The 25,327-nt window shown below is 65.7% G+C and carries 20 protein-coding genes, 1 tRNA gene and 1 pseudogene; 9 read left to right on the top strand and 13 right to left on the bottom strand.

The window, feature by feature from the left end:
* Positions 1-139 precede the first annotated feature (139 nt).
* From ACZ5IK_RS03155 to ACZ5IK_RS03145, 3 genes are all read right to left on the bottom strand, one after another.
* Positions 140-1,603 (bottom strand): S1C family serine protease, encoded by a 1,464-nt coding sequence (locus tag ACZ5IK_RS03155; protein WP_465486326.1) that lies wholly within the window; start codon positions 1,601-1,603, stop codon positions 140-142.
* Between the two features lie 72 nt (positions 1,604-1,675).
* Positions 1,676-2,758, bottom strand: coding sequence for a galactose-1-phosphate uridylyltransferase (gene galT, locus ACZ5IK_RS03150; RefSeq protein ID WP_465486325.1), 1,083 nt, complete (start codon positions 2,756-2,758; stop codon positions 1,676-1,678).
* A complete protein-coding gene (locus tag ACZ5IK_RS03145) occupies positions 2,755-3,555 on the bottom strand; it encodes a DeoR/GlpR family DNA-binding transcription regulator (protein WP_465486324.1) in 801 nt (266 codons plus the stop codon). The genes galT and ACZ5IK_RS03145 overlap by 4 nt, the downstream gene beginning before the upstream one ends.
* An 83-nt stretch (positions 3,556-3,638) precedes the next feature.
* On the opposite strand from ACZ5IK_RS03145, the gene ACZ5IK_RS03140 reads away from it, so the two are divergent.
* Entirely contained in the window at positions 3,639-4,022 is a 384-nt protein-coding gene (locus tag ACZ5IK_RS03140) for a VOC family protein (protein WP_465486323.1), read from the top strand.
* On the opposite strand, the gene lspA is transcribed toward ACZ5IK_RS03140, so the two are convergent.
* The 6 genes from lspA to ACZ5IK_RS03110 all read right to left on the bottom strand — a co-directional run bounded on the left by lspA (position 4,000) and on the right by ACZ5IK_RS03110 (position 8,462).
* Positions 4,000-4,518: a signal peptidase II gene (lspA, locus tag ACZ5IK_RS03135; protein WP_410600361.1), complete on the bottom strand. Its 519-nt coding sequence runs from the start codon at positions 4,516-4,518 to the stop codon at positions 4,000-4,002. The genes ACZ5IK_RS03140 and lspA overlap by 23 nt on opposite strands.
* Positions 4,496-4,996 (bottom strand): carboxymuconolactone decarboxylase family protein, encoded by a 501-nt coding sequence (locus ACZ5IK_RS03130; protein ID WP_465486322.1) that lies wholly within the window; start codon positions 4,994-4,996, stop codon positions 4,496-4,498. Before ACZ5IK_RS03130 ends, lspA begins: the two co-directional genes overlap by 23 nt.
* Positions 4,996-6,420 carry a HAMP domain-containing sensor histidine kinase gene (locus ACZ5IK_RS03125; protein ID WP_465486321.1) on the bottom strand — a complete coding sequence of 475 codons (1,425 nt, stop codon included), beginning with the start codon at positions 6,418-6,420 and terminating at the stop codon, positions 4,996-4,998. Before ACZ5IK_RS03125 ends, ACZ5IK_RS03130 begins: the two co-directional genes overlap by 1 nt.
* The gene (locus ACZ5IK_RS03120; RefSeq protein ID WP_101610701.1) at positions 6,417-7,109 is read right to left on the bottom strand and encodes a response regulator transcription factor; all 693 of its coding nucleotides are present in this window, start codon (positions 7,107-7,109) and stop codon (positions 6,417-6,419) included. The genes ACZ5IK_RS03125 and ACZ5IK_RS03120 overlap by 4 nt, the downstream gene beginning before the upstream one ends.
* A gap of 85 nt (positions 7,110-7,194) precedes the next feature.
* Positions 7,195-7,809, bottom strand: coding sequence for a trimeric intracellular cation channel family protein (locus ACZ5IK_RS03115; protein WP_465486320.1), 615 nt, complete (start codon positions 7,807-7,809; stop codon positions 7,195-7,197).
* On the bottom strand, positions 7,809-8,462 hold the full coding sequence (locus ACZ5IK_RS03110; RefSeq protein WP_005155565.1) for a response regulator: 654 nt from the start codon (positions 8,460-8,462) through the stop codon (positions 7,809-7,811). The genes ACZ5IK_RS03115 and ACZ5IK_RS03110 overlap by 1 nt, the downstream gene beginning before the upstream one ends.
* A gap of 379 nt (positions 8,463-8,841) precedes the next feature.
* Between ACZ5IK_RS03110 and ACZ5IK_RS03105 the strand changes: the two genes are divergently transcribed.
* From ACZ5IK_RS03105 to ACZ5IK_RS03090, 4 genes are all read left to right on the top strand, one after another.
* Positions 8,842-8,914 (top strand) — tRNA-Arg (locus tag ACZ5IK_RS03105).
* Between the two features lie 498 nt (positions 8,915-9,412).
* The gene (locus tag ACZ5IK_RS03100) at positions 9,413-13,048 is read left to right on the top strand and encodes an AAA domain-containing protein (RefSeq protein ID WP_465486319.1); all 3,636 of its coding nucleotides are present in this window, start codon (positions 9,413-9,415) and stop codon (positions 13,046-13,048) included.
* Between the two features lie 80 nt (positions 13,049-13,128).
* Positions 13,129-16,389, top strand: coding sequence for a phospholipase D-like domain-containing protein (locus tag ACZ5IK_RS03095; RefSeq protein WP_465486318.1), 3,261 nt, complete (start codon positions 13,129-13,131; stop codon positions 16,387-16,389).
* A complete protein-coding gene (locus tag ACZ5IK_RS03090) occupies positions 16,376-18,850 on the top strand; it encodes a hypothetical protein (RefSeq protein ID WP_465486317.1) in 2,475 nt (824 codons plus the stop codon). The genes ACZ5IK_RS03095 and ACZ5IK_RS03090 overlap by 14 nt, the downstream gene beginning before the upstream one ends.
* Here ACZ5IK_RS03090 and ACZ5IK_RS03085 read toward each other — a convergent pair.
* Both ACZ5IK_RS03085 and ACZ5IK_RS03080 read right to left on the bottom strand, forming a co-directional pair.
* Positions 18,847-19,842: a hypothetical protein gene (locus ACZ5IK_RS03085; RefSeq protein WP_465486316.1), complete on the bottom strand. Its 996-nt coding sequence runs from the start codon at positions 19,840-19,842 to the stop codon at positions 18,847-18,849. The two genes, ACZ5IK_RS03090 and ACZ5IK_RS03085, sit on opposite strands and share 4 nt — an antisense overlap.
* A 114-nt stretch (positions 19,843-19,956) precedes the next feature.
* On the bottom strand, positions 19,957-20,136 hold the full coding sequence (locus ACZ5IK_RS03080) for a hypothetical protein (protein ID WP_465486315.1): 180 nt from the start codon (positions 20,134-20,136) through the stop codon (positions 19,957-19,959).
* 726 nt (positions 20,137-20,862) lie between these two features.
* On the opposite strand from ACZ5IK_RS03080, the pseudogene ACZ5IK_RS03075 reads away from it, so the two are divergent.
* A pseudogene (locus ACZ5IK_RS03075) lies at positions 20,863-21,194 on the top strand (IS110 family transposase); the annotation flags it as partial.
* Positions 21,195-21,500: 306 nt separating this feature from the next.
* Here ACZ5IK_RS03075 and ACZ5IK_RS03070 read toward each other — a convergent pair.
* The gene (locus ACZ5IK_RS03070) at positions 21,501-22,637 is read right to left on the bottom strand and encodes a DNA/RNA helicase domain-containing protein (protein ID WP_465486314.1); all 1,137 of its coding nucleotides are present in this window, start codon (positions 22,635-22,637) and stop codon (positions 21,501-21,503) included.
* Between the two features lie 62 nt (positions 22,638-22,699).
* Here ACZ5IK_RS03070 and ACZ5IK_RS03065 point away from each other — a divergent pair, with 62 nt between their 5' ends.
* Positions 22,700-23,347, top strand: coding sequence for a DNA/RNA helicase domain-containing protein (locus ACZ5IK_RS03065; protein ID WP_465486691.1), 648 nt, complete (start codon positions 22,700-22,702; stop codon positions 23,345-23,347).
* Between the two features lie 19 nt (positions 23,348-23,366).
* On the opposite strand, the gene ACZ5IK_RS03060 is transcribed toward ACZ5IK_RS03065, so the two are convergent.
* A complete protein-coding gene (locus tag ACZ5IK_RS03060) occupies positions 23,367-23,813 on the bottom strand; it encodes a hypothetical protein (RefSeq protein ID WP_465486313.1) in 447 nt (148 codons plus the stop codon).
* Positions 23,814-24,161: 348 nt separating this feature from the next.
* Here ACZ5IK_RS03060 and ACZ5IK_RS03055 point away from each other — a divergent pair, with 348 nt between their 5' ends.
* On the top strand, positions 24,162-24,437 hold the full coding sequence (locus tag ACZ5IK_RS03055; protein ID WP_465486690.1) for a TetR/AcrR family transcriptional regulator: 276 nt from the start codon (positions 24,162-24,164) through the stop codon (positions 24,435-24,437).
* Positions 24,434-25,306 carry a hypothetical protein gene (locus ACZ5IK_RS03050; protein ID WP_465486312.1) on the top strand — a complete coding sequence of 291 codons (873 nt, stop codon included), beginning with the start codon at positions 24,434-24,436 and terminating at the stop codon, positions 25,304-25,306. The genes ACZ5IK_RS03055 and ACZ5IK_RS03050 overlap by 4 nt, the downstream gene beginning before the upstream one ends.
* The last annotated feature ends 21 nt before the right edge of the window (positions 25,307-25,327 follow it).

Genomic DNA, 25,327 nt, shown 5'->3' with positions numbered 1-25,327 from the left:
GCGAACACGACACCTTTGCCTTACCCCGAAAAAGCCACGCGCGACCGGGATTGGCAGCCGGTCGCGCGTGGCCTCTGGGTCCGGCCCGCTGGGGGTTCGAGCCGGGGTTTGGTCTCGGCCGCGCACTGCGGCCGAGCGTTTAGTTCGGGGTGACGGGCTGTCCGCCGAGGGTCACCTCGACCACCTTGTCACCGCCGAGGGTGAACTTGACCTTGTCGTTCGGTGCCCGCGTGCGGATCTCGGCGACGAGCGCGTCCGCGTTGGGGATCGACCGGTCGTCCAGCTTCGTCACGACGTCGCCGGATTTGAGGCCCGCCTTCTCCGCGGGGCTGCCCGGTGAGATCTCACCGAGCTGCGCTCCGCCCGTCGGCGCCGTCTGCACTCGCGCACCGATGAAGGTCTGCGTCGCCTGGCCGGTGTTGATGATGTCGTCGGCCGTGCGGCGTGCCTGGTCGATCGGGATCGCGAAGCCGATGCCGACGTTGCCGCCGCTCTCGCCGCCCTGGCCCTGGCTGGACTTCGGGCTGTAGATCGCCGAGTTGATGCCGATGACCTGGCCCGCCATGTTCGCGAGCGGGCCGCCGGAGTTGCCGGGGTTGATCGCCGCGTCGGTCTGCACCGCCGACATCACGGTGGTCTGGTCGCCGTTGCCGCCGGCGCTCACCGGCCGGTTCAGGGCGCTGACGATGCCCGAGGTGACCGTGCCCGCCAGTTCGAACGGCGAACCGATGGCGACCACCGGCTGCCCGACCCGCAGGTCGTCGGACCGGCCGAGCTCCACCGGGGTCAGGCCGGTGACGCCGCTGACCTTCACCACGGCGATGTCCGTCGTGGGGTCGCGGCCGACGACCGTCGCCGTGCCCTTCTTGCCGTCCTGGAACACCGCCTGGATCTGCCCGCCACCGGCGGCGACCTCGACGACGTGGTTGTTGGTCAGCACGTAGCCGTCGGTGCTGAGCACGAAGCCGGAGCCCTCGCCCGCACCCGACCGCCCGGAGACCTGCAGCTCGACCACGCTCGGCGACAATTTCTGCGCCACCGATTCGACCGAACCGGCGGGCAGGTTGCCCGTCTGCTGGGCGGGCTTCGGCGCGTCGAGCGCGTTCACGGAGGAGCCACCGGAGGAATCCGCGGTCAGGAAGCCGACCGTGCCGCCCGCGACACCGCCGACCACCAGCGCGATCGCGGCGACACCGGCGAGCAGCTTGCCCGACGTGGACTTCGAGCCCTGACGCTGCTGCGGGACCGCGTAGACCGACGGGCCCGGCTGCTGCCCGTACGGCGGCTGCTGCCCCGGGATCTGGTGCCCCTGGGTCTGGTGGGACTGGGCCTGGTGAGACTGCGCGTGCTGGGACGGTATCTGCTGGGAGGGTGTCTGCTGAGGCTGCGCCTGAGCCTGGGGCGACCACGGGTTGTACTGCTGTTCCGGGGTGTAGGCCTGCTGCGCTCCGGTGTGCGGAGCGGCGTGGCCGCCGAGGCCGGTCGCGTCAGGCTGCTGCTGGGCAGGCTGTGCGGCCCAGCTCGCGCTCTGCTCCGCGTCCGGCTGAGCGCCGGCCGGCCGCGCCTGCTCGGCGTTCTGGCCGCTGGGGTCGTTCTCGGTCATGTCTCTACCTTGCGGGATGGTCCTGAGAAGTTCCTGAGCCAAAGCTGTGCATCGCACATGAGTATGGCCCCGTCAGCGGGTGGTTCGCAGCCTTTCGGCGATCTGCTCGGGGGTGGCGTCGTTGATCCACACCGCCATCCCGGACTCCGACCCGGCCAGGTACTTCAGCTTGTCCTTGGACCGCAGGACCGAGAACACCTCCAGATACAGCCAGCCGAGCTCGCGATCGCGTTTGGCCGGCGCCTGGTTCCAGGCCGCGATGTAGGGCAGTGGCCGGTCGTAGAGCCCGTCGCACCGGCGAAGGACCTCGAGGTAGACGTCGGCGAACTCGTCACGCTCGGCGTCCGACAGCGCGGGGATGTCGGGCACCTGGCGATGCGGCACGATCTGGACCTGCACCGGCCAGCGCGCGGCGGGCGGCACGAACGCCGTCCAGTGCTCGCCCGCGACGACGACCCTCGCCCCGGATTCCCGCTCGGCGGCCAGGACGTCGCCCATCACCGGACGGCCGTGCTCGGCCTCGTAAGCGCGGGCGACCTCGAGCATCCGCTCGGTCTTCGGCGTGACGAACGGGTAGCCGTAGATCTGGCCGTGCGGATGATGCAGCGTCACGCCGATCTCTTCACCGCGGTTCTCGAACGGGAAGACCTGCTCGACACCGTCCATCGCGGACAGTTCGGCGGTGCGGTCGGCCCAGGCGTCGACGACCGCGCGGACCTGCTTCGCCGTCAGCCCGGCGAAGGAGCCATCGTGGTCGCTGGTGAAACAGACGACCTCACACCGGCCGACACCCGGCGCGACCGGCACCAGCCCCGCGCCGTCCACTGTGGACGCTTCGCCGAGGACGTTGCGCGCGAAGGAAGGGAAGCGGTTCTCGAAGACCGCGACGTCGTAGTCCGGCTCCGGGATCTCGCTGGGCTTCCCGGGTTTGGTGGGGCACAGCGGGCACAGGTCGGCGGGCGGTTTGTACGTCCGCGTCTGCCGGTGCGCGGCCATCGCCACCCATTCCCCGGTCAGCGGGTCACGCCGGATCTCCGACGCCGCGGCGACCTGAGGGAGGTCACGGGTGTCCTCGGCGGTGCGTTCCGGTGCGCCCGGCGAGTCGAAATAGATGATCTCCCGGCCGTCGGCCAGGTGCCTTACCGTGCGCTTCACGCTTCTTCAGCCTCAGCCGTCTCCGCCGTTTCGGCGATCATCAGCTCACCCGCCTGCTCGGTGAGCGTTTCCCTTGCGTTGTCGGTCAGGCCGTCGTCCGAGACGACGACGTCGGCCTCTTCGAGCCCGGCGATGGTGGAGATGCCGACGACGCCCCACTTGGTGTGATCGGCCAGCACGACCAGCTTGCGGCCCGCTTCGACCAGCGCGCGATCGGTCTCGGATTCGGTGAGGTTCGGCGTGGTGAAACCGGGGCCGTCGGCCATCCCGTGCACGCCGAGGAAGACGACGTCCAGGTGCAGCGAACGCAGGCTCTGCACGGCGACCGGCCCGACCAGCGCGTCCGAAGGGGTGCGGACGCCCCCGGTGAGGACGACCGTGCGATCGGGCTGGTTCGCGCCGCGCAGCACGTCGGCGACCTGGATGGAGTTCGTGACGATCGTCAGACCGGGGACCTCGTCGAGGGCCCTCGCCAGCGTCCAGGTGGTGGTGCCCGCGGAGATGCCGATCGCGGTGCCCGGCCGGACCAGCCCGGCCGCGACGGCGGCGATGGCCTCCTTCTGGGCGCGCTGACGCACGGATTTGGCCTCGAAACCGGGCTCGTCGGTGCTTTTACCGACGATGGAGGTGGCGCCGCCATAGACCTTCTCGACCAGGCCTCGCCCGGCGAGCACGTCGAGGTCGCGGCGCACCGTCATATCGGAAACGCCGAGCCTCGCGACGAGGTCGCTGACCCGGACCGCCCCGGTCCGGCGCGCCTCCTCGAGGATCACCGCCTGTCGTTGCCGCGCGAGCACGAAGCCTCCCCTGGATTAACTACACAAAATCCTACACGATCAAACATGGCGCGACGAGCGGATCCACCTGCCAGCATGTGTCCATGGCCAGGCTTCGCGACGTCGTCATCGACTGCCACCATCCGGCTTCGCTCGCCCGTTTCTGGGCTGCCGCGCTCGATGGCTACGAGGTCGCACCCTATGACGAAGACGAGCTCGAGCGCCTTCGTTCGCTGGGGTTCTCCGGCCCCGAAGACGATCCTTCGGTACTCGTCGAAACCACGGCGGGACCGCGGCTGTTCTTCAACCTGGTCCCGGAATCCAAGGTCGTCAAGAACCGGATGCACCTGGACCTGGCGGACGACGACGTCGAACGGCTCGTCGCCCTGGGCGCGAAGGTGCTCGCGAGCCCCGAAGACGGTGTCGTCGTTCTCGCCGATCCCGAGGGAAACGAGTTCTGTCTCGTTACTCCGCCTCAGTCTCTTTGACGCCCTCGATCGGGACGCCGCGGAAACTGAGCACGAAAAGGGAGACCGCGCCGAAGAACAACGCGATGTCGGCGACGTTCCCGACGAACCAGCCGTTGTAGTCGATGAAGTCGACGACGTGACCGCGCGCGAAACCGGGCTCACGGAACAGCCTGTCGCCCAGGTGCGTCGTCGCGCCGCCGAGCAGCAGCCCGAGCGAGATCGCCCAGCCCGCCGAACGGACTTTGCGCGAGATCCACAGCAGCGCGACCACCGCGACCGCCGCCAGGATCGCGAAGATCCAGGTGGAACCGGAGCCCAGCGAGAACGCCGCGCCCGGGTTGTAGAGCAGCCGGAAGCGGATGAAGTCGCCGATCACCGGGATCGGCGCGCGGCCGGTGAGGGCGTCGACCGCCCACCATTTGGTCAGCTGGTCGGCCGCCAGCAGCACCGCGGCCACCAGCAATGTCCACAGCAGACGGCGGGGCGGCATCTCAGGCGCGTTCTCGGTGCTCATCACCCGTCAGAGTACGGGCGACGCCGAGCGCGTTGAGCGCGGCGGGGAAACCCACGTACACGGCGAGATGCAGGATCGCCTCGACGGCGGCCCCGAACTCCCCCGCGTCGCGCGCTTCCCGGAGGACTTCGGCCAGTTCCGGCGCCACTCCGCCGTTCGCGGTGTACTCCGCGATCGACTTGAGCCGCCGGGTCGTGTCGTCGTCCTGCCCCGGATCGCCGCCGACATTCGCCACGGCGGTCCTGTGGAACTCGAGCTGCGCCTGCGCGTAGCCCAAGGTCTCCAGCGCGGCGACCGTCACCAGTTGCCGCTGTGCCAGCGAAAGCCCCGGTCGCTGGTAGACGCCGCCGTAGACGAAGGCGACAGCCTCTCTGCCGTAGTCCGCCGCCTGAACCGCGTCGAACAGGTTCAGCACGGCGGGATCCTCGACGCCGCCGAGAAGCCGGAGCAGTTCGAGGCCCTTGTCGTAATCACTCATCAAGCAGGGGCTCCCGGGAGCCGCAGGGTCATCAGCGCGCCGCCCGCGGGCGCCCGTCCCGCGTAGACACCGCCGCCGTGCCGCTGCGCCGCGTGCTGGACGATGGCGAGGCCGAGCCCCGAACCGGGCAGCGTCCGCGCCTCGGAAGAGCGGTAGAAGCGGTCGAAGACCTTCGGCAGGTCCTCGTCGGCGATCCCCGGCCCGGCGTCCTCGACTTCGAGCACCGCTGTGCCGTCGCCGACCGGGTACAGCCGGACCCCGACCGTCGAGCCTTCGGGCGAGAACTTCACCGCGTTGTCCAGGAGGTTCAGCACCGCGCGTTCCAGCGCGCTGGTGTCGCCGGTCAGCACCCACGGCTGGAGCGAGACGTCGAACTCGATCTCGCCCGCGCGGCGGCGTGCCCTGTCGAGCGCGCGCTCGACGACGTCGACCATCTCGACCCGCTCGTGCTCGATCCGCGGCTCGTCCTGGCGCGCGAGTTCGACGAGGTCGCCGATCAGCTGGGTCAGCTCGTCGAGCTGGCCGCGGATGTCGGCCTCGATGTCGCTGCGGTCCTCGTCGGACAGCGTGCGCGCACCCGGCCTGCTCGCGGACAGGAGCAGTTCGAGGTTCGTGCGGAGCGACGTCAGCGGCGTCCGGAGTTCGTGGCCGGCGTCGGCGACGAGCTGTCGTTGCCGTTCCTGCGATTCGGCGACCGTGCCGAGCATCGTGTTGAAACTCTGCGTGAGGCGGGCGAGTTCGTCGTCGCCGCTGACCGGGATCGGCCGCAGGTCACCGGTGGTGGCGACACGTTCCGCCGCCGAGGTCAGTCTGTCGACCGGCCGCAGACCCGCTCTCGCGACGGCCGTTCCCGCGGCCGCGGCGACCAGGATCCCGGCGCCGCCGATCAGGAACAGGACCACCGAAAGCTCGTTCAGGGTGCGCTTGGTCGGGCCGAGCGACTGCGCGAGCACCATCGCCTGCCCCGGCCCCTGCGGGAGGGCGACGACCCGGCTGTCGGTCTTCGGGTCGGTGCGCAGCGAGAACGCCTTGTCGCCGGTGGCGACCGCGATCTCGTCCTCGCCGTACGGCGGGCGGCTTCCGGACTGCGGATAGGTCAGCCGGATCTTCTCCCCGACCGTCAGCTGGCCGATCTGCAGGTCCGCGCTGGCGAGGAACGCGCCGGGCACCTGCTGCAACTCGGTCTGCACCTGCGGCGAGTCGACCGCGGCCTGTGCGCGGGCGCGCAGGTTGTCGTCCACCTGCTGGTAGAGGTTCTCCTTCACGACGAGATACGCGCCGAGGGACACCAACGCCACCGCGCCCGCCACCGAAACGGCGGCGAGCAGCGTCACCCGGCCGCGGAGCGAGAAGCGCCGCGTGCTCCAGCGGTCGCCGCGCGGATCCTTTTCGGACTCGCCGACGACCTGGACCGGCTCGGTCACGGCGGGGTTTCCCTCAGCACGTAACCCACTCCCCGCACCGTGTGGATCAGCCTCGGTTCGCTCCCAGCCTCGGTCTTTCGGCGCAAATAGCCGACGTAGACCTCCAGCGCGTTGCCCGACGTCGGGAAGTCGTATCCCCATACTTCCTCCAGGATCCGGCTGCGGGTCAGGACGTGCTTCGGGTAGGAGAGGAACAGTTCGAGAAGCGCGAATTCGGTCCTCGTGAGACTGATCTCCCGTCCCGCCCGGCGCACCTCGCGCGTCCCCGGGTCCAAAGTGAGGTCCGCGAACGCCAGGATCTCGGCGTTCTGCCCCGCCTGCGGGTCCGGGATCGCCCGGCGCAGAAGCGCGCGAAGGCGAGCGAGAAGCTCCTCGAGCGCGAAAGGCTTCGGGAGGTAGTCGTCGGCACCGGCGTCGAGACCGGACACTCGATCGGACACGGTGTCGCGCGCCGTGAGCACGAGAATCGGCAGGTCGTCGCCGGTGCTTCGCAGGCGTCGGGCGACCTCCAGGCCGTCGAGCCGCGGCATCATCACGTCGAGGACCATCGCGTCGGGTCTGTTGGCGATGATCGCTTCCAGGGCCTGCGCGCCGTCCCCGGCCAGTTCCACCTGGTACCCGTTGAACTCAAGGGATCGCCTGAGTGATTCACGGACGGCCCTGTCGTCGTCCACTACGAGGATGCGCATGGCCACAGTCTTACGCAGCGTGCTGAGACTCGCCTAAGAACACACACAGAACAAACAAAGGAAATCGAACAGTCCACAAGACGTTTCAGCCGGTCTCGGGCCCTTTTGCAACAGGTGCGTTCCATCTGCGCCACAAAGCGAGCATCCGAACCCCCACGACGACGGCAGCTGCTACGACCGTCACCGGCCCCGGCGGCAGTCGCAGAGAGTGACCGATCACGACGAGCACGGCCCCCGCGAGCGCCGCGACCGCGTAGATCTCCTTCCGCAGCACGAGCGGGATTTCCCGGAGCAGGAGATCACGCACCGCACCGCCACCGATACCCGTCGTCATCCCGATCAGGCACGCCGCGTAGGGAGTGGCGCCCGCGTTCAACGCGATGGTGGTACCCGCCGTCGCGAACACCCCGAGCCCGAGCGCGTCGGCGAGCAGCACGCCGCGCCGCAGCTTCGCGATCTGCGGATGGAACACGAACACGACCAGCGCCGTCACCCCGCAGACCGCGAGATACGGCCAGGTCCGCAGGGTCGTGGGCGGCGTGATCCCCAGGAGGACGTCACGGATGATCCCGCCGCCGAGCGCCGTGGTGAGCCCGACGACGACCACCCCGAAGACGTCCAACCTGGACCGCACCGCCGCGAGCGCCCCCGAAGCGGCGAACGCGATCAAGCCGAGGAACTCGAGCGCGGTGAGGATCATTACTGGTCGAGCAGGCCACCGCGGTAGGCCAGCAGCGCGGCCTGCACCCGGTTCGCCGCGCCGATCTTGGACAGGACGGCCGAGACGTAGCCCTTGACCGTGGCCTCGGACAGGTGGAGGCGTCCGCCGATCTCCGCGTTGGACAACCCCTGGCCGATCAGCCCGACGACCTCACGCTCTCGCTCGGACAGCGACGCGAGCAGCTTGCGCGCCGGCTGCGCGGCCCGCTGCTCGTCCCGGTGCGACTGCACCATGCGCGCCGCGACCCCGGGGTCCAGCACCGCGCCACCCCTGGCGAGGTCCCGGACGGCCCTGAGCAGCGCCGCCGGGTCGATGTCCTTGAGCAGGAAGCCGTTGGCCCCGAGCCTGAGCGCGAGACTGACGTAGTCGTCGATGTCGAACGTGGTCAACATGGCCACCGTCGGTGGATCCGGCAGCGCGAGGATGGCCCTGAGCGCGCGAATACCGTCGTCAGGCGCCCGCATCTTGATGTCGAGCAGGGCGACGTCAGGGTGGTACCGCCGGGCGACCTCGACCGCTGATCTCCCGTCGCTCGCCTCGCCCACGATCTCGATGTCGGCAGCGCCGGACATCATGGCACGCAGGCCCGAACGGACCAGTTCCTCGTCGTCGGCGAACATGAGCTTGATCAACGAAGCCCTCCGGCAGCCGGGGGAGCGGCGTCTCGCGTCCCGTTAACGAAGATTACCTACTGTTGTTCAGGGTTTCGAAACCAGACACGTACGAGTGACCCGCGCGGGTCATCTGTGTCGATCTAGCATTCGATTCAGACCCCGTTTGCCTGGGTCGAGTGTGCGTGCTCCGGGACGGATCCGCAGGTCGAGTGTCACTAGACGGCCACTGGCGGGCTTGGGCCCGCTGTTTGGGTGTGTGCCGGGCGCTCGTTTGAGCGCTACCGCCGTTCGGGGGTTTCGCGGTGTTCACCTCGCCGGCCGCATGCTCTCGCGATGTGACGGTGCCCTCGTGCCCTGCCGGGGCCGGTCACCCGGTAGGCTGTGCCCGGCAGTACATGCCCTCGTAGCTCAGGGGATAGAGCACCGCTCTCCTAAAGCGGGTGTCGCAGGTTCGAATCCTGCCGGGGGCACAAACCTAGGGACCGGGCGCAGGACTGACTGCGCCCACTTCTGGACAGATCCGATATCTGCGATGACGATCATCGCTTCTCGACTCGCCAAGGCGTCTGCACAACCGGGCTCGCTCAAACCTGGGAAACACCGCCCGGTCACGACGCCGATGTGGCGGGCTGGCATCCGCACAACACGCGTTCACACAGATCAGGTGTCGCACGGGATTGGCCCCCGTGCGACACCTGATCTGCAAGAACGCGCTAAGCAACGACTGTCGGCTCGACGTTCGCATCTCGGCGACGACACGTCTGTTATGAACGGCCAGTGGCCGTTCACCGCCATTGCTTCACGCACTATGGCAAGGCGCCAGTCTGGAGAAAACCGGACAGCTCGGCGCCGTCGGCGGGGGCAGTCTATTGATCACGAGCGGGGGTGATACCGTCCCTCTTTCGTGTAACTCAATCCCATCTTACACCGATTGATTCTCCGCCATACTTTCCAAGCGTGGAGGTTCCATGTCGGTCGCGGACATGAACAGTTTGGTCACTAAACTGTTCTGCGACAGCACATCTCGCTATGGTGGCTTCCGAGTTCCCGGCGGCGGCGAGGCGCAGGGCATCGAGCTGCTGAATGACACGCTCTACCGGTATAATCTCGAGGACGCGGCGTCCTTGACACCGATGACAGTTCAGTTCTACACCGGCGTGACCGGTCTGGGCGAAGGATTGTGGAAGCAGGAATTGCGTGTCCTTCGACGCGTAGCCGCGTTGCAGCACCCCGCCTTGCCCGAGGTGGTCCGCGGCGGGCACATCGACGAAGCGATGACGGAGGAATTCGGGATCCACGGCTGCGCCTTCGTAGTGACCAGATCCGGAACCAACCAGCTGTACGACGACTCCGACACCGAGCACGGGATGCGCGCCGGCTTGGTCGCCGTCGTCGAATACCTGCAACAACACCGCCAGATCGCGGTCGCGCACTTTATGGCGCTCGCTGACGCCCTTTCTTTGCTGCACGACTTGGGAATCGTGCATCGCAACATCTGGCCAGGAACAGTCGCCCGGACCGCCGGTGACGACGGCGGTGACCAGCTCATGCTGAGCCGGTTCGAGATGAGCAGCCTACTGTCGAACCTGCTGCGCTCCTCTCTGCTCGACGCTAACGAGCGCGCCGAGCAGGCGCGGCAGCTGATTCTGACTCAAGGCGGTGACGCGCTGGCCTACTTCTCACCCGAACGCATCCGGTTCCTGCTGGTCAAGGGCGCGCGACTGGAAGACCACCGGTCCGACATCTACGGCTTGGGCACCATGGTCGCCGAATGGCTGACTGGACCGATTCCCGAGAAGCTGCTTGTGGCGGTGCACGCGGCGCTGGCGACCGGCCCCGACCTTGATGCCCTGCTGGCCGCAGCACGTCAGATCAACCAGCACCTGATCAGTGCGTTGCGAGTGCTTCCCAGCCCTCTCGCCACGCTCCTTTCGGACATGCTCGCATGGGACAAGCCGACCGCGCGACCGAGTGCCACTGATGTGGTCGGGCGCCTCAGCGATCATTACGAGCGGCTGACCGCGGAGAACGACGACAGCACCGGCGCACCGCACCTCTTGGTGTTCATTCCGAGCGAGTGCCGGAAAACCCTGCTCAAATGGGAGCTGGTCGACCTGGACCCGGCAACTCCCCAAGGCCGGATTGAAACCAGCGAGTACATCCTCAGGGACCTCAAGGAAGCACGCGTACTGCACATGCCGGGCGGCGCCGCGCAGTTCGCTCCCGGCAGCAACGTCGAGAAGATGCGCGCGGCGGACCAGCTCCTGCTTGGCCGTCACGTGGCGTGGTTCTGCCGGTACTACGCACCCGACCTGGGCTTCGGGCGATTGGGCAAACCAGACGAACGCGCTTTGCTGCTCGCCTTCCCCGTCCACCTGGACTCCGCCCGCGGGCGGAGTTTGCAGTTAGCCGTCGAGAAGGCGAAGAAACGACGATGGGCGCCCGAGTTCGAGATCGTCTCGAGCGACATCCATCGAACAGAGCTCGGCTCGTGGCTCGGCCGCAGCCCTTCCTGGAAACCCATACTGGCCGCGGTCCACGACGCCGCGCCTCAGACGAAGGCCGAACGCGACTTCACGCAGGCGTTCGACTGGCTCCTCCAGTTCCGGCGGACCGAACTGGAGTCACGGCAGTACCCGTACATAGCCGATGGGGTGGGCGAGCAAGACCGGATCGTGTTGCGCTACGACGAGGAGCGCGACCGCCGGTGGCGGTTCAGCTCGGCTATGGCGACGGCGTTCGCCAACGATCGGCAGTTGCGCCCGCTCATGGGTGACTTCTTCGCTGGCGCGAGCAATGAAGACGGTTCTGTCACGGTATCGCTGCGTCCTGACGAGGACGGTGCCCCCGCACGGCGCGTTGCGTTCGTAGGCGACTGCGTGGATGCGAGAAATGAGAACGTCGACGTGGCGGCGGGGCAACGATCGGCCGCGGTTCCGGAACGCGGTTGGATCAGCCTGTCGGACGACTTCGGTTCGTGGGTGGCGCTGCACCGGGAGGAACATGCGCGGTGGGACATGCTCAGCAACCGGGTGCTGGTCGATCAGCTGGCGCGCCCGAACGGGGAGAGTCCCCGGCGGCTGACCAGGACCAGCACCAGGGAAGCCATTGCCGAGGCGCTCAGCGGTACGGAGCCGTTGTTCGCCCTCCAAGGACCTCCCGGCACCGGCAAGACCGAAGTCACCTCGGATGCGGTGGTCGAGTTCCTGAAGCACGAACCCGGCGCCCGGGTGCTGGTGTCAACTCAATCGAATTTCGCGCTGGACAACATCGCCGAACGGCTCCTGCGGAAACTCGGCCTGCTCGCTTCGCACAAACCTGTGGCGGACGAGAAGGGAGACGTGGTCGCCGTCCGCGCGACGAGCGCTCGTGGCGAAGGCAAGGTGGACCAGGTTGTCGAGCCTTTCCTGATCAACCAGCTTGCCGAGCGTAAGCAGCACCAGGTGATCACCGAGGTGAGGAAGCAGAAGGACAAGGAAACCGCCGGATACACCCAGTCGCTTCTCGCGGACTGGGCCGCGGTCGTGCAAGACAGCCTGCCGGAGCTGATCGACCGTGTTCACCGCGCGGCCAACCTGGTCTTCGCCACCTGCTCCACGGCGACGCCGACCGCGCTGGCGCGTTCGGTGGCCGCCGAAACCTTCGACTGGGTAGTGATCGAGGAAGCTGCCAAGGCGTGGCCGACAGAACTGGCGATCCCGCTGGCCCGTGGCACCCGCTGGGCGCTCGTCGGGGATCACCGCCAGCTGCCCGCACACCGGCGGCGAGAGGTAGTGCGGTTTCTCGAGCGATGCAGCACGTCAGGCGACGACGACCTCAAGCTGCACGGCGAGCGTCTCGACGAGTACGTCAAGGTGTTCGACCTGTTCGGCAACCTGTTCCAGGTCCCCCTGGAAAAAACGGTGGTGAACCCACCTCGGCACACGTTACAGAAGCAGTTCCGCATGCGGCCGGCCATCGGCCAGGTCGTCAGCCGGGCGTTCTACCCCGTGACCCCGATCCAGCCGGACGAGCACGTCGACGTAACCGCCGACGGTCTGCTGAGCACCGGACGTGACGACACCCCCGTCCTTCGCCACCCACGCACCCTGGCCAACCATGCCGTGGTGTGGCTGGACACAACCGAGACCACCGACTGCACCGACGAGCCGGCCTGGCGGAATCCGGGCGAAGTGCGCATCATCAACGAACTCCTCGAAACCTTGCGTCCGCAGCCCCGCCCGAAGAAAGACGGCTACAGCGAGCACCCGCTCGCCGTTCTGACTCCCTACCGGCAACAGCTGGACCTGTTGAAGAGCTGGGGCAAAATCCGCCCCTATGCATCGACGATCCACGCATTTCAGGGCCGGGAAGCCAACGTCGTGGTCGTCTCACTCGTCCGTGATCAGCGACGAGGCGCCAGCGACCAGCCCTGGCTCAACATTGGGCACCTGGGGGAAGCCGAGCTGGTCAACGTGCTGTTTTCGCGAGCCCGCGAACACCTGGTGATCGTCGGCTCGTTCCGCCACTTCCAGCACTACGGCGGAGCGCGGTGGGCGGACGTGTGCCAGCTGGTCAAGCAGTTCGGCAAGGTTGTATCTGTCTCGCAGACTGCGAACATCTGATGCCCGGAATCCGGATCTACCTCCCCTACCAATCCGTACCGGTACGGGCGAGACTCGGCTACGGCACCGAGCTCTCCCGGATGGAGATCATGGTCCTGCGGACCGTGGTCGAGACATGGCGGAAGCCCGGCGACGACGCAGAAGGCACGCCCAGGGGAGTGAGCCTGAGCAGACTGAACTACTTGCTGCAGCTGGGTCGGCGGATGACCCTAGACCTGGTGTTCGACCTGTGGCGGCGCGAGCACATCATCCTCGATCTATACACCGGCAAAGTCGCGCCTTCTCCGGCGGTTGTGGACGCGTTCAGAGACGGCACACAGAGCCAGCTCGCTGGCGGCGAGTACAAGCTGGAGAACGTCACCGTGTGGTTGGACCGGGTGAGCGGTCACCTCACGGGACGCGCCGGGCACACCCGTCCACCCGATCGGGATCTGGTCGTACCGCCGGACATCTTGTTCGCGGCCACCATGGACGACGTACGCGGCAGCGATGTAGTGCGCGCCGTCCAGGAAATGCTCGAGGATCAGCAGCATTACGACACCACCGGTCCCAGTGCGCGAGGCCGCGCGCTCCGGGTGATGGAGACGAAGCTTCCGCTCGCCTCGCATATGCCGATGTCGTCCCGGACCACCTATCTGCCGGTGGACATCACCGTGCGGCGGGACCCAGAAAGCGATGTCGTACGAGTCGCCGCGACGCAGGACTCGCGACGGGGCCTTGTCCACTGTGAACGTATCAGTTCTCTGCTGACGCAGTTCGTGGAACAGCGTCCGAACCATAAGTTCTCCCGCCGACTCCAGGCCTCGCTCGAAACCCGGCTCACCAACCCGCCGACGATGGAACGGGGCGTGGCAAGGCTCGAGGCGCTGGCCGAGCAGGCGCTGACCGCTGCGGCCGGTAACCGCACGGCGATCCACGAACAGCTCGTCGACGCGATCCAGACCGTGCGTGGTCAGGTAAATTTCCGGGTGTCTGGCGAGGCGCGAGTGAAACTGATGGGTACGGAGAAGGAATGCCGCGACGAGGCAAAGGCCATGATCAGTCGCGCCGAACGGCAAGTCGTCCTCGCCGGATCCACAGTTCACTACGACGGATTGGCCGATCTCTTGCCCGCGCTGAGCGACGTCGCGCGGCGAGGCGTCCAGATCGTGCTGCTCTGGGGGCAGCGGCATGACGACCGCATCGAGAGCCGCGCGGAGAACATCTTGGAAGAGCTCCGCATAGCCGCCAAGGCGGAGCAGTTCAATCCGTCCACCTTGGTCGTGGCTCGCAGATCGGCCAACACCAACGTCGACATGATCATCGCGGATAATCGCGAAGCTCTTGTAGGTGGGTCTCGTTACCTCGGCCTGCGCAATGACGTCCAGCAGCTCGGCGTAATCGTCGAAGCGGTCGGCGAAGACAGCTGCGAGCCCGTCGAAGGACTTCTGCACTGGGTACGCCGTTCGATGCCCGATGGCGCCACGGCCGCACGCGTGCTCTTCCGCGGTCGCGACTTCGCCGCTGGCACGGAAGACCTTGTGCCGGCGGCTGAGCGGCTGAAGTGGTCCGATCTGCCGTCCGCGCTCGGCCGTGACGCGGTCTCCGACGCGGCCGTCCGCGGCTGGGCACTGGCGTGGCGCCGCTGCTCGGCCGAGGTTCGGCAGATATTGGCAGCACGACGATGGCCATCGGTGACGCTGATCGAAAACGCCGCCAACCGAGAGGCGCTTTGGGACGGCCTGCGCACAGCGACCGCCCAGGTCCTGATTTCCAGCGAATTCCTCGCCTCCAGTGTGGTCACGCCCAAGCTCGTCGAGGTTCTGCGCCAGCGAATCCGCACCGGTGTTCAGATCCAAGTGTCCTACCATCACCAGCGGAAGGGGTCCGATAAGGCTGTCGGTCTGCTGGCAGCCCTCGCGGCCGAAGGCTCGAGCGGCTTCGCGTTCAAGCGTGTGAAGTCAGCTGCCCGTGCCCTCGTCTGTGACGATGACGTTGTCGTGGGTAACTTCGACTTCTTCTCACATGAAGGCTTCTACACTGGCCAGCCCGGACGGCGCCCCGCGGCTGAGATCGGATTGCGGATATCTGGTGGAGACCTCGCCGCACAGGCCGCTGCATTACTCGGCGCACCCGTTCTCCGGAGGCAGCAACCTGCCGAAGTCAAATTCGACCAGGTCAACCACCACTCCCATCAGTTGCTGCTGGCTCTGGAGGGTCGGGTCAGTCCGGTCGACCGGAACGCGTTGATCAGCCAGGCCGTCCGTGCGGGTGACCCCCTGCACCTGCTGGCCGGCCTCCGCGAAGCCGGTGCACCGACCGACGTGCTGCGGGTCGCCGTCGCCTCGACGTTGCGCGACCGCCTGGCCGACACTGCGTCAGAGCTGCAGGTCTGGGCTGATTGGCTGGTCAACGACCTTTGGGAAAACTACCGTTTCGCAGAGGCGTGGATCATTCGAAGGTTCCTGCCGAATAGCCTGTTGCCGCTGCCCATTGTCGCCGCAGCAGCCGCGGCGGAAACTCCCTACGTAGCGGAAGCTCTGGCCACCGCATCGCTAGCAGATGGACTCACCACCGCACAAGCTGCCGCGCTGGTCTCCCTGGGGGCCCGGCAGGTTCTCGCCTGGCCGCTGCTACCTCAGCAGCCGAGTGTGCCTCCTCTCGTGGCCAACGAAGTGCGCGAGGCCTTGACGCTCCTCTCCGGGTTGAAAGTGCTCAGCGACGACTGGCGAGCTCTCGCCGACCTGGTCGTGCAGTGCCCACCGGAAATCGATGATCCCGGTCTCGCCGCCATAGCCCAGCGTCAGCTCGCTCATCGGCATCGCGACGGAAAGGTCGCGGAAGCCTGGGACGTGGCCGACGAGGCGCTGCGGTCGCTGGCAGGCACATCCTTCACCTTTGAGGCCGGCCTCAAGACTCACGCCCACCTGATGCACGAGAACGGCCTTTTCGGACAACTACGAACCATTGTGGACAATCGCGATCTCACGGCGCTAACGCATTGGACCCGAGCGGAACAATTCAACGATCTTGCCGGATTCCTCGACCAGACCACCGCGCAGGTGATGGCTGGGCGCAAGAACAACGTGATCCATAGCAGCAAACGTCGTGCCTATCTCGATCGGCTCAAGCTCGTGCGGGCAACTGCACTCGCCGTCGCGTCGTTCGACGATGAACATGCGGATCCCCACACTTCGTACCTGCTGACGCGGGCACAACCGGTCGCCGAGCGTCTCGCCGGACTCTGGCCGAACCTTTACGCGGACCTCGACAACCAGCCTCGGCTGGAACGGCGGCTCACCGAACACGGGCTGGGCGCCATCTCCACCATCAGCGAATGGGGCCGCCATGCTTATCACTGACCAAGATGACTTCAAGGACGTGATCCGGGCCTGGCCGGAGGTGTGGCGCCAGCCGAAACTGTTCGGCCTGGCCATCGTCCCCGGGCCTCTGAGCGGACTGGACGCCGCTGCTGCCGTCCTTGAGGGCTTGGAGACCGAGGTCTTCGATGTCGCGGACAGCTTCCACTGGCTGTTGGAGGCGGGCGACTTCCGGGCGTGCCGTGCGCTCCTGGTCCTTCCGTCCGCCGGAATGGCCGACGAGCGGCGCAGCGCTCTGGACGAACAGATCAACCGGTCGATAGCTGCGATCCGGACCAGCCTGCTGCCACGCTCGCACCGTTTGGTCAAACGCGCCGAGACCTTGGGCGTTCGCCTGGATCCGGAGGAGTGGGTAAAAGCCCTGACGGACAGCAAAAAGGAAGCTCTTGATCTCCTCGACCGCATGCAGTTCACGCTCGACAAAGAAGCCGAGAAGCGGGCAGCCGCCGTGGAATCCCGCTTCGCGGGCTTGCCCGACGAGCGTACGCGAGTGGCCAAGGCATGCCTGGCGAACGGTGAATACGCTGTCGCGCAGCGGGTTGTCGAACAAACAGACTTCCAGCCCTGGCTGAGCAGTCCGACGACCGTGCGGAGGCCGCAGACGTGGCCGTTCCGGAACACCTCCGATGAGGAAGTCCTGCGCTGGTTCGCCGGGGAGGCGCCCTCTCCTTCGGACTTCGAAGATTACGTGCCCGCGAAATCGGACAGCAGGGGCAGAGCACTTGTGGCCGCGTTGCACGACGTGGCCACAAGCCTGACGGCTGACCACGTGGCCAGTTTGGCAGCGGCCCTCGACGGGTTCGTCCAGGATGCGCCGATCAACCATCACCCGCGCCCGGCGGAGAACGGCTTCCAGGTCGATTTGTGCGGGCTCAACGATCCTCGGCTGCCCTGGCTGGCCCTCCCTGCTCGGGTATGTCTGCACGTCGGACAGACGCCGCCGTCCGCGGGCGGCAAGCCGCGGATCTGGTTACCGATCGGCGAGGACCGTCCGGACCTGCCCGAAGGCGTTGTGCTGCTCGAGCCTAATGTCCTCTTTGCGCTTGTGGAGCCGGACGGTCCGGATCAAGCCCCCACCATGCAGTGGCGGCGGATCAACATCCTTCGTCACCTCTGCATGCAGCTGCCCTTCGACCAGGTCGCCGACACCGCCGGCACCGACCTCGGCGAAGAAGGCGACATCCTGATCGCTCTGCAGTGGATGTTCGACATGCTGGGCTACCGGCCGGCACCAGAGGTGCCGGACATGGTGCTGTACTACACTGCGGGCATACCGGCTGCTCTCGCCGCGCTGGTACGCGAACTGAGCCGAACAGTCACCAGCCGCCCGCAACTCACCCACGATCACCTGACCGCGTTACGAGAGAACCACGACTCGGTACGGGCCATTCGAGAAGCGGTCTTCGCCCCGCTCGACGTCGATCTCCACGCGAAGGTGGTGTTCGGCGCTTTGCTTTCCTGCGCCGCAACCCTCGGTACGAGCCGCATCAGCCCGAACGATCTGGCGGCCGAAATCGACCTGCTCAACGACATCGTCTGTGACGAGGTCGAACGCGATGAAGCGCGCCGACGTGAGCTGCCGCCGGAGCGCGTCGACATGGCAGACGCGATCGACCGGATCGAAACGGCTGGCCTGGTGACTGGAGGCACCCAGATCGTGCTGGCGGGAGAAGGTCTGGTGGCTCTCCTTGCGAACGACGATCTGATCGCATGGTCGGTCGCGGAGCTGCGCCGACTCCACGACGTCCATGACCTGCTCGAAGAGAACGCGCGACTGCTCCTTCTCAATCGCACGACTCGCCAGAACCTCCACGCGACCAAGGGCTACAAATACGCGCTGGAGCAGCTGAAGTACGCGTTGAACCAAGCTGTCGATCCAGACGAGCGCAGGACTCTGACCCAGCAGATCAAGCACATCGAAGAAATCATCGACGAATACGAGGCGGTCCAGCGGGGGGACGTCCAGCAGTTGCTGCGGACCACTACTTTCGACGTCGCCGAGCTCGTCTCCGACTTCGCGCAAAGCGAGCGTCACACCGGACGGCTGGCGGTCCACGTGAACAATCAGGTGGGTACGACGGCCGAAGTGACGGCCATCAGGTTGCTAGTGCGGCTGGCGCTCGTCGATCTGGCGCTGAACGCTGCACAGGCGATGGACGCCGCGAAGGTCACGAACCGGCAAATGCGACTCACCGTCCGTCAAGTCGACCGGGCTGATCAATGCTTCGCAGTGATCGATGTCGAGGACAGCGGACCGGGCTTTGGCAACGTCGACAACACTGCTCTGGACCAGCTGCGCAAGCAGAACGATATGCCTGGAGGAGAGGGACTTCGCAACGTCCAACGCAACTTGGAGGCGTGCCGCGGCAAGCTGGAGCGGTTGGCGACCCGTTCCAGCCTCGGTGGAGCACACCTGATCATCTGGCTTCCGTTGTCGAGCTAGCGACCGGCCTCTGAGATGAGCTTCGCTACGGTCTGGTAAAGCGGAACCACGGTCTTGTTCTCATCGTTGTGTTTTGCGATCACTGTGCTGACGCCGAGCCGCTCCCGGATGCTGTGCCAGTCCTCGAACGGCAATTCAGCCGACATCAGCACAGTCGGCATGTCCGGCCGAAGACGTTTCAGATCCTGCAGGACGATCTCGCCGCCGGCGTCAGTCATGCTGTCCTTAAGATGAAGGTCGACCAGCGCGCAGTCGTAGTCGAGAGCATGTCCTCCTTTGATCATGGCCGACCACTGAACGAGCGAAGTCACCTTGTCACAGTCGTAACCCCCACCAAAAGCAGCGATAAGCTCGGAAGCGATCTTGTCGTCGACGACGAGCACGCGCTTGCGCGGCAGGCCGGGAAGACGGTCCTGACTTCGCCATCCGGCGGATTCAGACGAAAAGGTCTCACAGAAGCGGTTCCACGAAGTCAACGCACTCCGTTGCTCGTCCGGCAGGCCGCGGACCACATCCACGAGCTTGTCGCGCGCCGAACGAACATCCGCCCAAGCGCTCGCACGCAACCGGGAGCGGGCCGACCAAGGATTGTCGCGCCAAAGCGCCAGCAAAGCGTCGAGCTCGGCGACAGACTGCTCCGACTTGGCGACAACTTCCTTTACCCGGTCACAGAAAAGCGATGCGTCGATACGATTTCCAGCAATGTGCAAGGTATAGTTTCCCTTTGCACCGGGCTTCGGCACAGTGACGTGATTCCGGAGCTTCATGATCGCCTGCGCGAATGCATTGTCGCTACGATTGTCATCCGACCATAAGGCTTCGAGCAACCACTCTTTGGGACGTCCCGCTTCGCCAGCCAAAGCGAGGGCAGCCAACATGTCACCAATCAGCGGCGGAAGCTTCACCCAAGTCCCATCCTGACGCCGGACTTGAGCTCTTCCGAGAATAGACACCTCGAAGTCGGCAATCAGGTCCGCGATCTCGTAACTCATTGGCTCAGCATACCCGAACAGCAGCTATGAACACCCGATGAGCATGCCTCTGAGTTTCAAGTTTGCACCACGCAGGAGCTCACCGAAAGATCATGACCAAGCTCCTTAGAGTGGTCACTGTTCCGGACGCACTCTTCCCACCATGAAGAGATCACGTATTCCACAAGCGGCCACCGGCATATCGTCCACGGCGCTGATCACCGCTGCCGCCACCACAAATTCGCCCTGGCTGTATGGGCTTGCGGCCATCGTCGGGGCAGCACCTTGGGTCGGCTCCATGATCTGGCGCAGCATGTTCGCAAGGAAGTCGACTGCAGTTCGCCGAGATCTGCTCGAACTCGCAAGGATCGAGCAGCAGCAATGAGAAGAACCCGAGAACTCCGGCCTGGCGGTAATCATCTGTCAATCCGTCTTCGCGAAAGATCAAACCGGGCGGGGAACCAAAATCGACATGCCATACCGCCGGGGCCCGAACCCCGAAGACGAAGCCCTCGGCTCAAGGTGGGCGATACAGACAGCCGGAGCCCACCGCAATCCACAGCGCCCAAACTCGGGGCACCCCAACTTGTTGTCGATGCGCCATCATGATCCACGGGCGCCACCTACCGGATCACGCTCCTGGTAGTCTAAATCTCCGAAGCGAAGGCAAAACAGAACGAACTCCGCACAGGCGTTGTTCCGCACCCGCACTATCGCCAGGTACCAAGCACTTCGCTCCTGCGTGAACTCAGCGAACCACCCCCGTGACCTTTCTCATAGTTCCTGATCAAGGAGCTGTGGTCGCCAGGCCCGGCATGACTAACGCACCCAGTCGAGTGCACGATCTGGGGCGTCACCGGGCTTGCAGGCATCGAGGGACCGCTGATAGGGACACGGCCACCGAAAGATAGGGCTCGTCGTAACGTGGGTACCGGCCATCGATGCCCAACCCGGCGACCACTTGAGGCGGCCGAGACATGGTGGACGAGCAGCAGTTTCGGGGTCTTCCTCGGCCTGGAGGTCGACAAGGACGCCCATCACATGGTCGGTCTCGACCCGGATGGCAAGCGACTGCACGACGCCCCGCTGCTCAACGCCGAACCAAAGCTGCGCGCGGTGTTCGACAAGCGGCCACCATCGGTGCTCTGCCGGCCGCCGTCGCCCGCGTCGCCGGACCCCAGGTCGCCTATCTGCCCGGCCTGGCGATGCGCCGCGTCGCCCATCTCTATCCGGCCGCGCCAAAACCGATGCCCGGGACGCGTTCATCATCACCGAAGCCGCACCCCGTCCCACACGCTGCGCCTGGTCGAGGTCGGCGACGAAGCCTGGCCGAGCTCGAGGTACTGGTCAGGTTCGACGACGGCCTGGCCGGCTAGCTTCGCCGAATGCGTGGACCACGTCTGCCCGTACTCCAAGCACAAGACCTCATGCAAGGCGAATGCACCGAAGGCACTTTGCGAGAAAATCTCTTCCCCGGTGCGGCCCACGACTGCCGGAGGATCACCCTGCCCGACGTCGAGACGACCCGTAGTCACTCCGGCGAACACTGATCGCCGAGGTCGGCAGCCTCCACGCACCACCCGCAATCGCGACGGCCAGTGGAAGCCGCAGGATCGTCGCTTATCCGGCGCCTCGTCGAAGTCTGACACTTTTGGGAATACCGGTGTCCACCACCGCGGTTACCTGGCGTACTTCCGCAGGAAGTCGTTCGTCTCATCATCAGTGGAGTAGACGCATACTCCTTGCATTCCGCGTGTCATGAGCACCTTGTAGGTGTTCCGGATCAACCGGTCGAAATCAGCGGGATCGGCGGCCTTGACGGATTTGTCGAAGGAGAATTCGCAGCGGGCGAGCCACGCGCCGTCGCGAACCACGAGGTCGTCCCCGAAGATCGCGCCCACCCAGTCGTATTCGAAACCCTGAGCGGTGTAGATGCAGCCGACCTGACCGAAGCCTTCCGGCTCGGACGCCCACAGCGAAGCCGATGGAACGCCTGGCACATCGAAACCCTGTTTGGCGTTCCATGGACGGCGCCAGCCGCCGATCTGCACGTCCTCGATCAGCCTCAGGCTTCCCTCGACCTTGATCGGGTCGTGCCATTCCCAGCAGAACCCGGCCGCTATGCGAGCCGTTCCCGAGAAGTGGCTGGCCTGCCGGAGAAGCCAGTTTTCCAGTTCGTGAGGAGATCCGACGGAGTCCACCACATATTCGTCCTCGGTGCCGTCCACCAACTCGGACCAGGCCACCGGCGGCTCCGGAGCGAGACCTAGGAGCCGGACCACCCACTCGTCGAAGTTCGCCGAGCCGCCACATCGGTACTGGCCCTCGAGACTAATCTCGATGACCTCGCAACCCTTCATTTCGGCGATGGAGACGATATCGGTCTTGGTGCCGATCTCCGTCGGGCGCACGACCTGGTGCTCGTCCAAGAGAAAGAGCGGCACTTTGGCGGCATCGATGAGCTGGTCGATCTGACTCGGCACCCGCCCGTGGAGCCGGGCGGGCACACCTCGGACGCGATGAGCCTCATCGCAGATCAAGACATCCAATGCGTCGGCCGGTTCACGATCGAAATTGTTGAAGTACTTGAAGATCTCGCCGTTCCGCTGCTCGTCACCGGCCACCTTTTCTCGCAAGGTTTCAGTAAAGGCCTTGGAGCCGGTCGCGTGCATCGCTCTTCTTTTCTGCCTAGCGAGAGTGGCGAGGAGCGTGACCGCGATCGCGCTCTTTCCAGAGCCTGGCCCGCCGTTGACGACGACGACCTTCTTCCGCTTTTTCTCGCCACCGGATTCCGCCTCCGCCACCGCGTCGAGCATCGTCTTGTAGGCAACCTGCTGCTCATCGAGAAGGATGAAATCGTCCCTGTCACCGAAGGTTTCTGCGTTGCGGTGGCTCGGTCTCTTATGACACTTGGGTAGCGCGGCTTCTCGGCCTCGGCACCAGCGAGCGACCGATTCCGTGGAGCAAGCTGGCGGGCCCGCTCGACGAGGGCATCACTCTGAGTGCCGTGGCCTCTCCCGAGGCGCTCGAGTCCTGGATACTGCGGCAACGGTCGGAGCACGGTGGGGTGGCGCGTCTGTCAGCCGGCTTCTGCTGGCCGTGGAGCGACCCGGTCGACACTCCGAACGGCGCACGCCTGGTGGACGACGTCCAGGTCGGCGCATGGAAACGCCCTTGGAATGCGAAGGGCGACGGCAAGAAGGCAGTACCGGGCGTTCCGGAATCCAGCTACTGGGCCACGGACGAGCGCGGCTTCGACCAGGTGGGCTGCATCTACACCGCCCAGGGATTCGAGTACGACTGGTCGGGCGTGATCTTCGGCAAGGATCTCGTACGCCGCGACGGTATGTGGCACGCGGTGCGCGAGCGCTCCAAGGACTCGGAAGTCAGGAAGGCCGACGAACTGCACTTCGGTGCCCTGATCAAGAACACGTACAAGGTCTTGCTCACTCGCGGGATGCGCGGGACAGCCATCTTCTCGGAGGACCCCGAAACCCAGGAATTCCTGGAGGAGATGACCCGATAGCCGATCTGACCTGGCTTGATCAGCGACCCGCGGGGCGGCCGTCCGGGTCGGTCATCGTGATGGCCCCACCCTGCGCCTTCAGCACGACGTCCGCGCGGTACTTCCCGTCGCCGATGGCGGCGAGAGCGCCGAGGCTGACCATCCGCGTGGTGGCGCCGTCGCGGTCGAACACCAGCAGGTTGCCGTCCTGGACGTAGTCGCCGCTGTGCGTGCCATCGCCCTCGACCGTGACGGGCCTGCCGAGTTCGCGTTCGATTCGCGCGTCAGAGGCGGGGCCGGTGAGGACCTGGACCGATGTCCAATCGCCGGGCGCCAGTTCCTTGAGCGGCCGCGAGCCGCCTGACCTGGCGAGGTCGCTGATCGCTTTCTCGAGGCCGTCGTCGAATTCCACTGTCACTCCTGGGGTGCTCGTGCCGCAGCCCGCCACGAGAGCGAGAAGGGCGAGCAGAGTCACTATCAAGCGCATGGTCAGTATTGGTCCGGAGTCGCCGAGGGTTGGCCGGGGTCATCATCGCGCCCTGGATTGTCCGTGGGCCAAGGCTTGTTCTTGGTTTCACGGGTCTCGCCAGGAGGCGATTCGATTTGAGGCTACTTGTCCTGTTTGGGAGGTTCAAGTCACTCGAATTCGCCTTTGTACTCAGGCCTCGCGAAAGTCGTCGAGACGGTGGGCTTCGACTGGAGATTCCGTGGCGGCCAGCCAATGCGGATAGGTGACGTAGACCAGTTCCGTGTCCTCAGCACCGGAAGTGATGGCCACTGAGTCATCCGGAGAAAATTCCACTTGTTCACCGACTAGGCTCGACGGGTACTTCCCATCGCAGGATCCGGGACGGCCGAGGCTGGCGTCGGGATCGGGACCGTGTATCGGCGGTTCCCGGATAAGGACTCGTTGGCGCAGGCACTGCTCGACGAGAACGAGCGGGAATTCCAAGGAGGGCATGGCGAGTTGCTCATGGCCGCGGAAACGGAGACGCCGATGGCGCGGTTCATGACCGGCGCGTACCGGCTGCACCACAGTCACCACGGAGCGACTCCGGTGCGGATCAAGATGGAGCTAAGCGATTTCCACCGGACACGAGGCAGGCGATGAGCGAGTATCAGTACTACGAATTCCTCGCGATCGATCGGCCGTTGGACAAAGCTCAGCAGGCCGCCGTGCGGTCCCTGTCCACCCGCGCGAGGATCACCGCCACCAGTTTCGTCAACGAGTATCACTGGGGCGACTTCAGCGGCGACCCGGCCAGGCTGATGGAGTCCTACTACGACGCGCACGTGTATGTGGCCGACTGGGGAACGCACCGGCTCATGCTCCGCCTACCAAGTCGGCTCCTGGACCTCGACGCCGTTCAGGACTACTGCGTTGGCCACCACCTTTCAGCCTGGACGGCCGACGAGTTCCTCGTGCTCTCCCTGTACAGCGGTGACGAATCCGAAGACTTCGAATTCAACTACGAGGCTGAAGCAAGACTTTCAGCCTTCATCGGAGTCCGCGCGGAACTCGCGGCAGGCGATCTCCGGCCCCTCTACCTCGCCTGGCTGGCCGGCTACGGTAACTGGGAGCGCGACGAGTGTGCCTTCGAACCCGACGCCGAGGATGATCTCGAGCCGCCCGTACCGCCCGGTCTGTCCACGCTCACCGCACCGCAACGAGCGCTCGCGGGCTTCCTGCGCCTCGACGACGAACTGCTCGAGAGCGCCGCCCAGGCGAGTCCACCTCTCACCGAGACCGCCGAGAATCTCAGTCGGCTCACGGCCTGGGTGACAGGGCTGCCACTCGCCGAGAAGAACGAACTCCTGCTCCGTGTCGTTCAAGAGGACAGCATGGCGGTGAGGTTGGAACTCCTTCGCCGATTCCACGACATTCACGACGAAGTCATCGCGGTTCCCTCACGCCGAACCGTTGCCCGGCTTCTGGACAACGCCGCACGGCTGCGCGTGAACGGGAAACAGCGCGTCTAGCGCCGTCGAAATCGGGAAGGG

This window comes from Amycolatopsis sp. NPDC031561, from assembly GCF_055580625.1.
The sequence above is the reverse complement of the archived record's forward strand: the minus strand, read 5'-3'. Positions and strand labels throughout refer to the sequence as shown.

What these genes read in the sequence shown, in the direction of transcription:
- ACZ5IK_RS03155 (WP_465486326.1), bottom strand. Translation starts at nt 1,603, where the DNA reads ATGACCGAGAACGACCCCAGCGGCCAGAACGCCGAGCAGGCGCGGCCG.
- ACZ5IK_RS03140 (WP_465486323.1), top strand. Translation starts at nt 3,639, where the DNA reads ATGGCCAGGCTTCGCGACGTCGTCATCGACTGCCACCATCCGGCTTCG.
- lspA (WP_410600361.1), bottom strand. Translation starts at nt 4,518, where the DNA reads ATGAGCACCGAGAACGCGCCTGAGATGCCGCCCCGCCGTCTGCTGTGG.
- ACZ5IK_RS03130 (WP_465486322.1), bottom strand. Translation starts at nt 4,996, where the DNA reads ATGAGTGATTACGACAAGGGCCTCGAACTGCTCCGGCTTCTCGGCGGC.
- ACZ5IK_RS03120 (WP_101610701.1), bottom strand. Translation starts at nt 7,109, where the DNA reads ATGCGCATCCTCGTAGTGGACGACGACAGGGCCGTCCGTGAATCACTC.
- ACZ5IK_RS03115 (WP_465486320.1), bottom strand. Translation starts at nt 7,809, where the DNA reads ATGATCCTCACCGCGCTCGAGTTCCTCGGCTTGATCGCGTTCGCCGCT.
- ACZ5IK_RS03100 (WP_465486319.1), top strand. Translation starts at nt 9,413, where the DNA reads ATGTCGGTCGCGGACATGAACAGTTTGGTCACTAAACTGTTCTGCGAC.
- ACZ5IK_RS03095 (WP_465486318.1), top strand. Translation starts at nt 13,129, where the DNA reads ATGGAGATCATGGTCCTGCGGACCGTGGTCGAGACATGGCGGAAGCCC.
- ACZ5IK_RS03090 (WP_465486317.1), top strand. Translation starts at nt 16,376, where the DNA reads ATGCTTATCACTGACCAAGATGACTTCAAGGACGTGATCCGGGCCTGG.
- ACZ5IK_RS03085 (WP_465486316.1), bottom strand. Translation starts at nt 19,842, where the DNA reads ATGAGTTACGAGATCGCGGACCTGATTGCCGACTTCGAGGTGTCTATT.
- ACZ5IK_RS03080 (WP_465486315.1), bottom strand. Translation starts at nt 20,136, where the DNA reads ATGCTGCGCCAGATCATGGAGCCGACCCAAGGTGCTGCCCCGACGATG.
- ACZ5IK_RS03070 (WP_465486314.1), bottom strand. Translation starts at nt 22,637, where the DNA reads ATGCTCGACGCGGTGGCGGAGGCGGAATCCGGTGGCGAGAAAAAGCGG.
- ACZ5IK_RS03060 (WP_465486313.1), bottom strand. Translation starts at nt 23,813, where the DNA reads ATGCGCTTGATAGTGACTCTGCTCGCCCTTCTCGCTCTCGTGGCGGGC.
- ACZ5IK_RS03050 (WP_465486312.1), top strand. Translation starts at nt 24,434, where the DNA reads ATGAGCGAGTATCAGTACTACGAATTCCTCGCGATCGATCGGCCGTTG.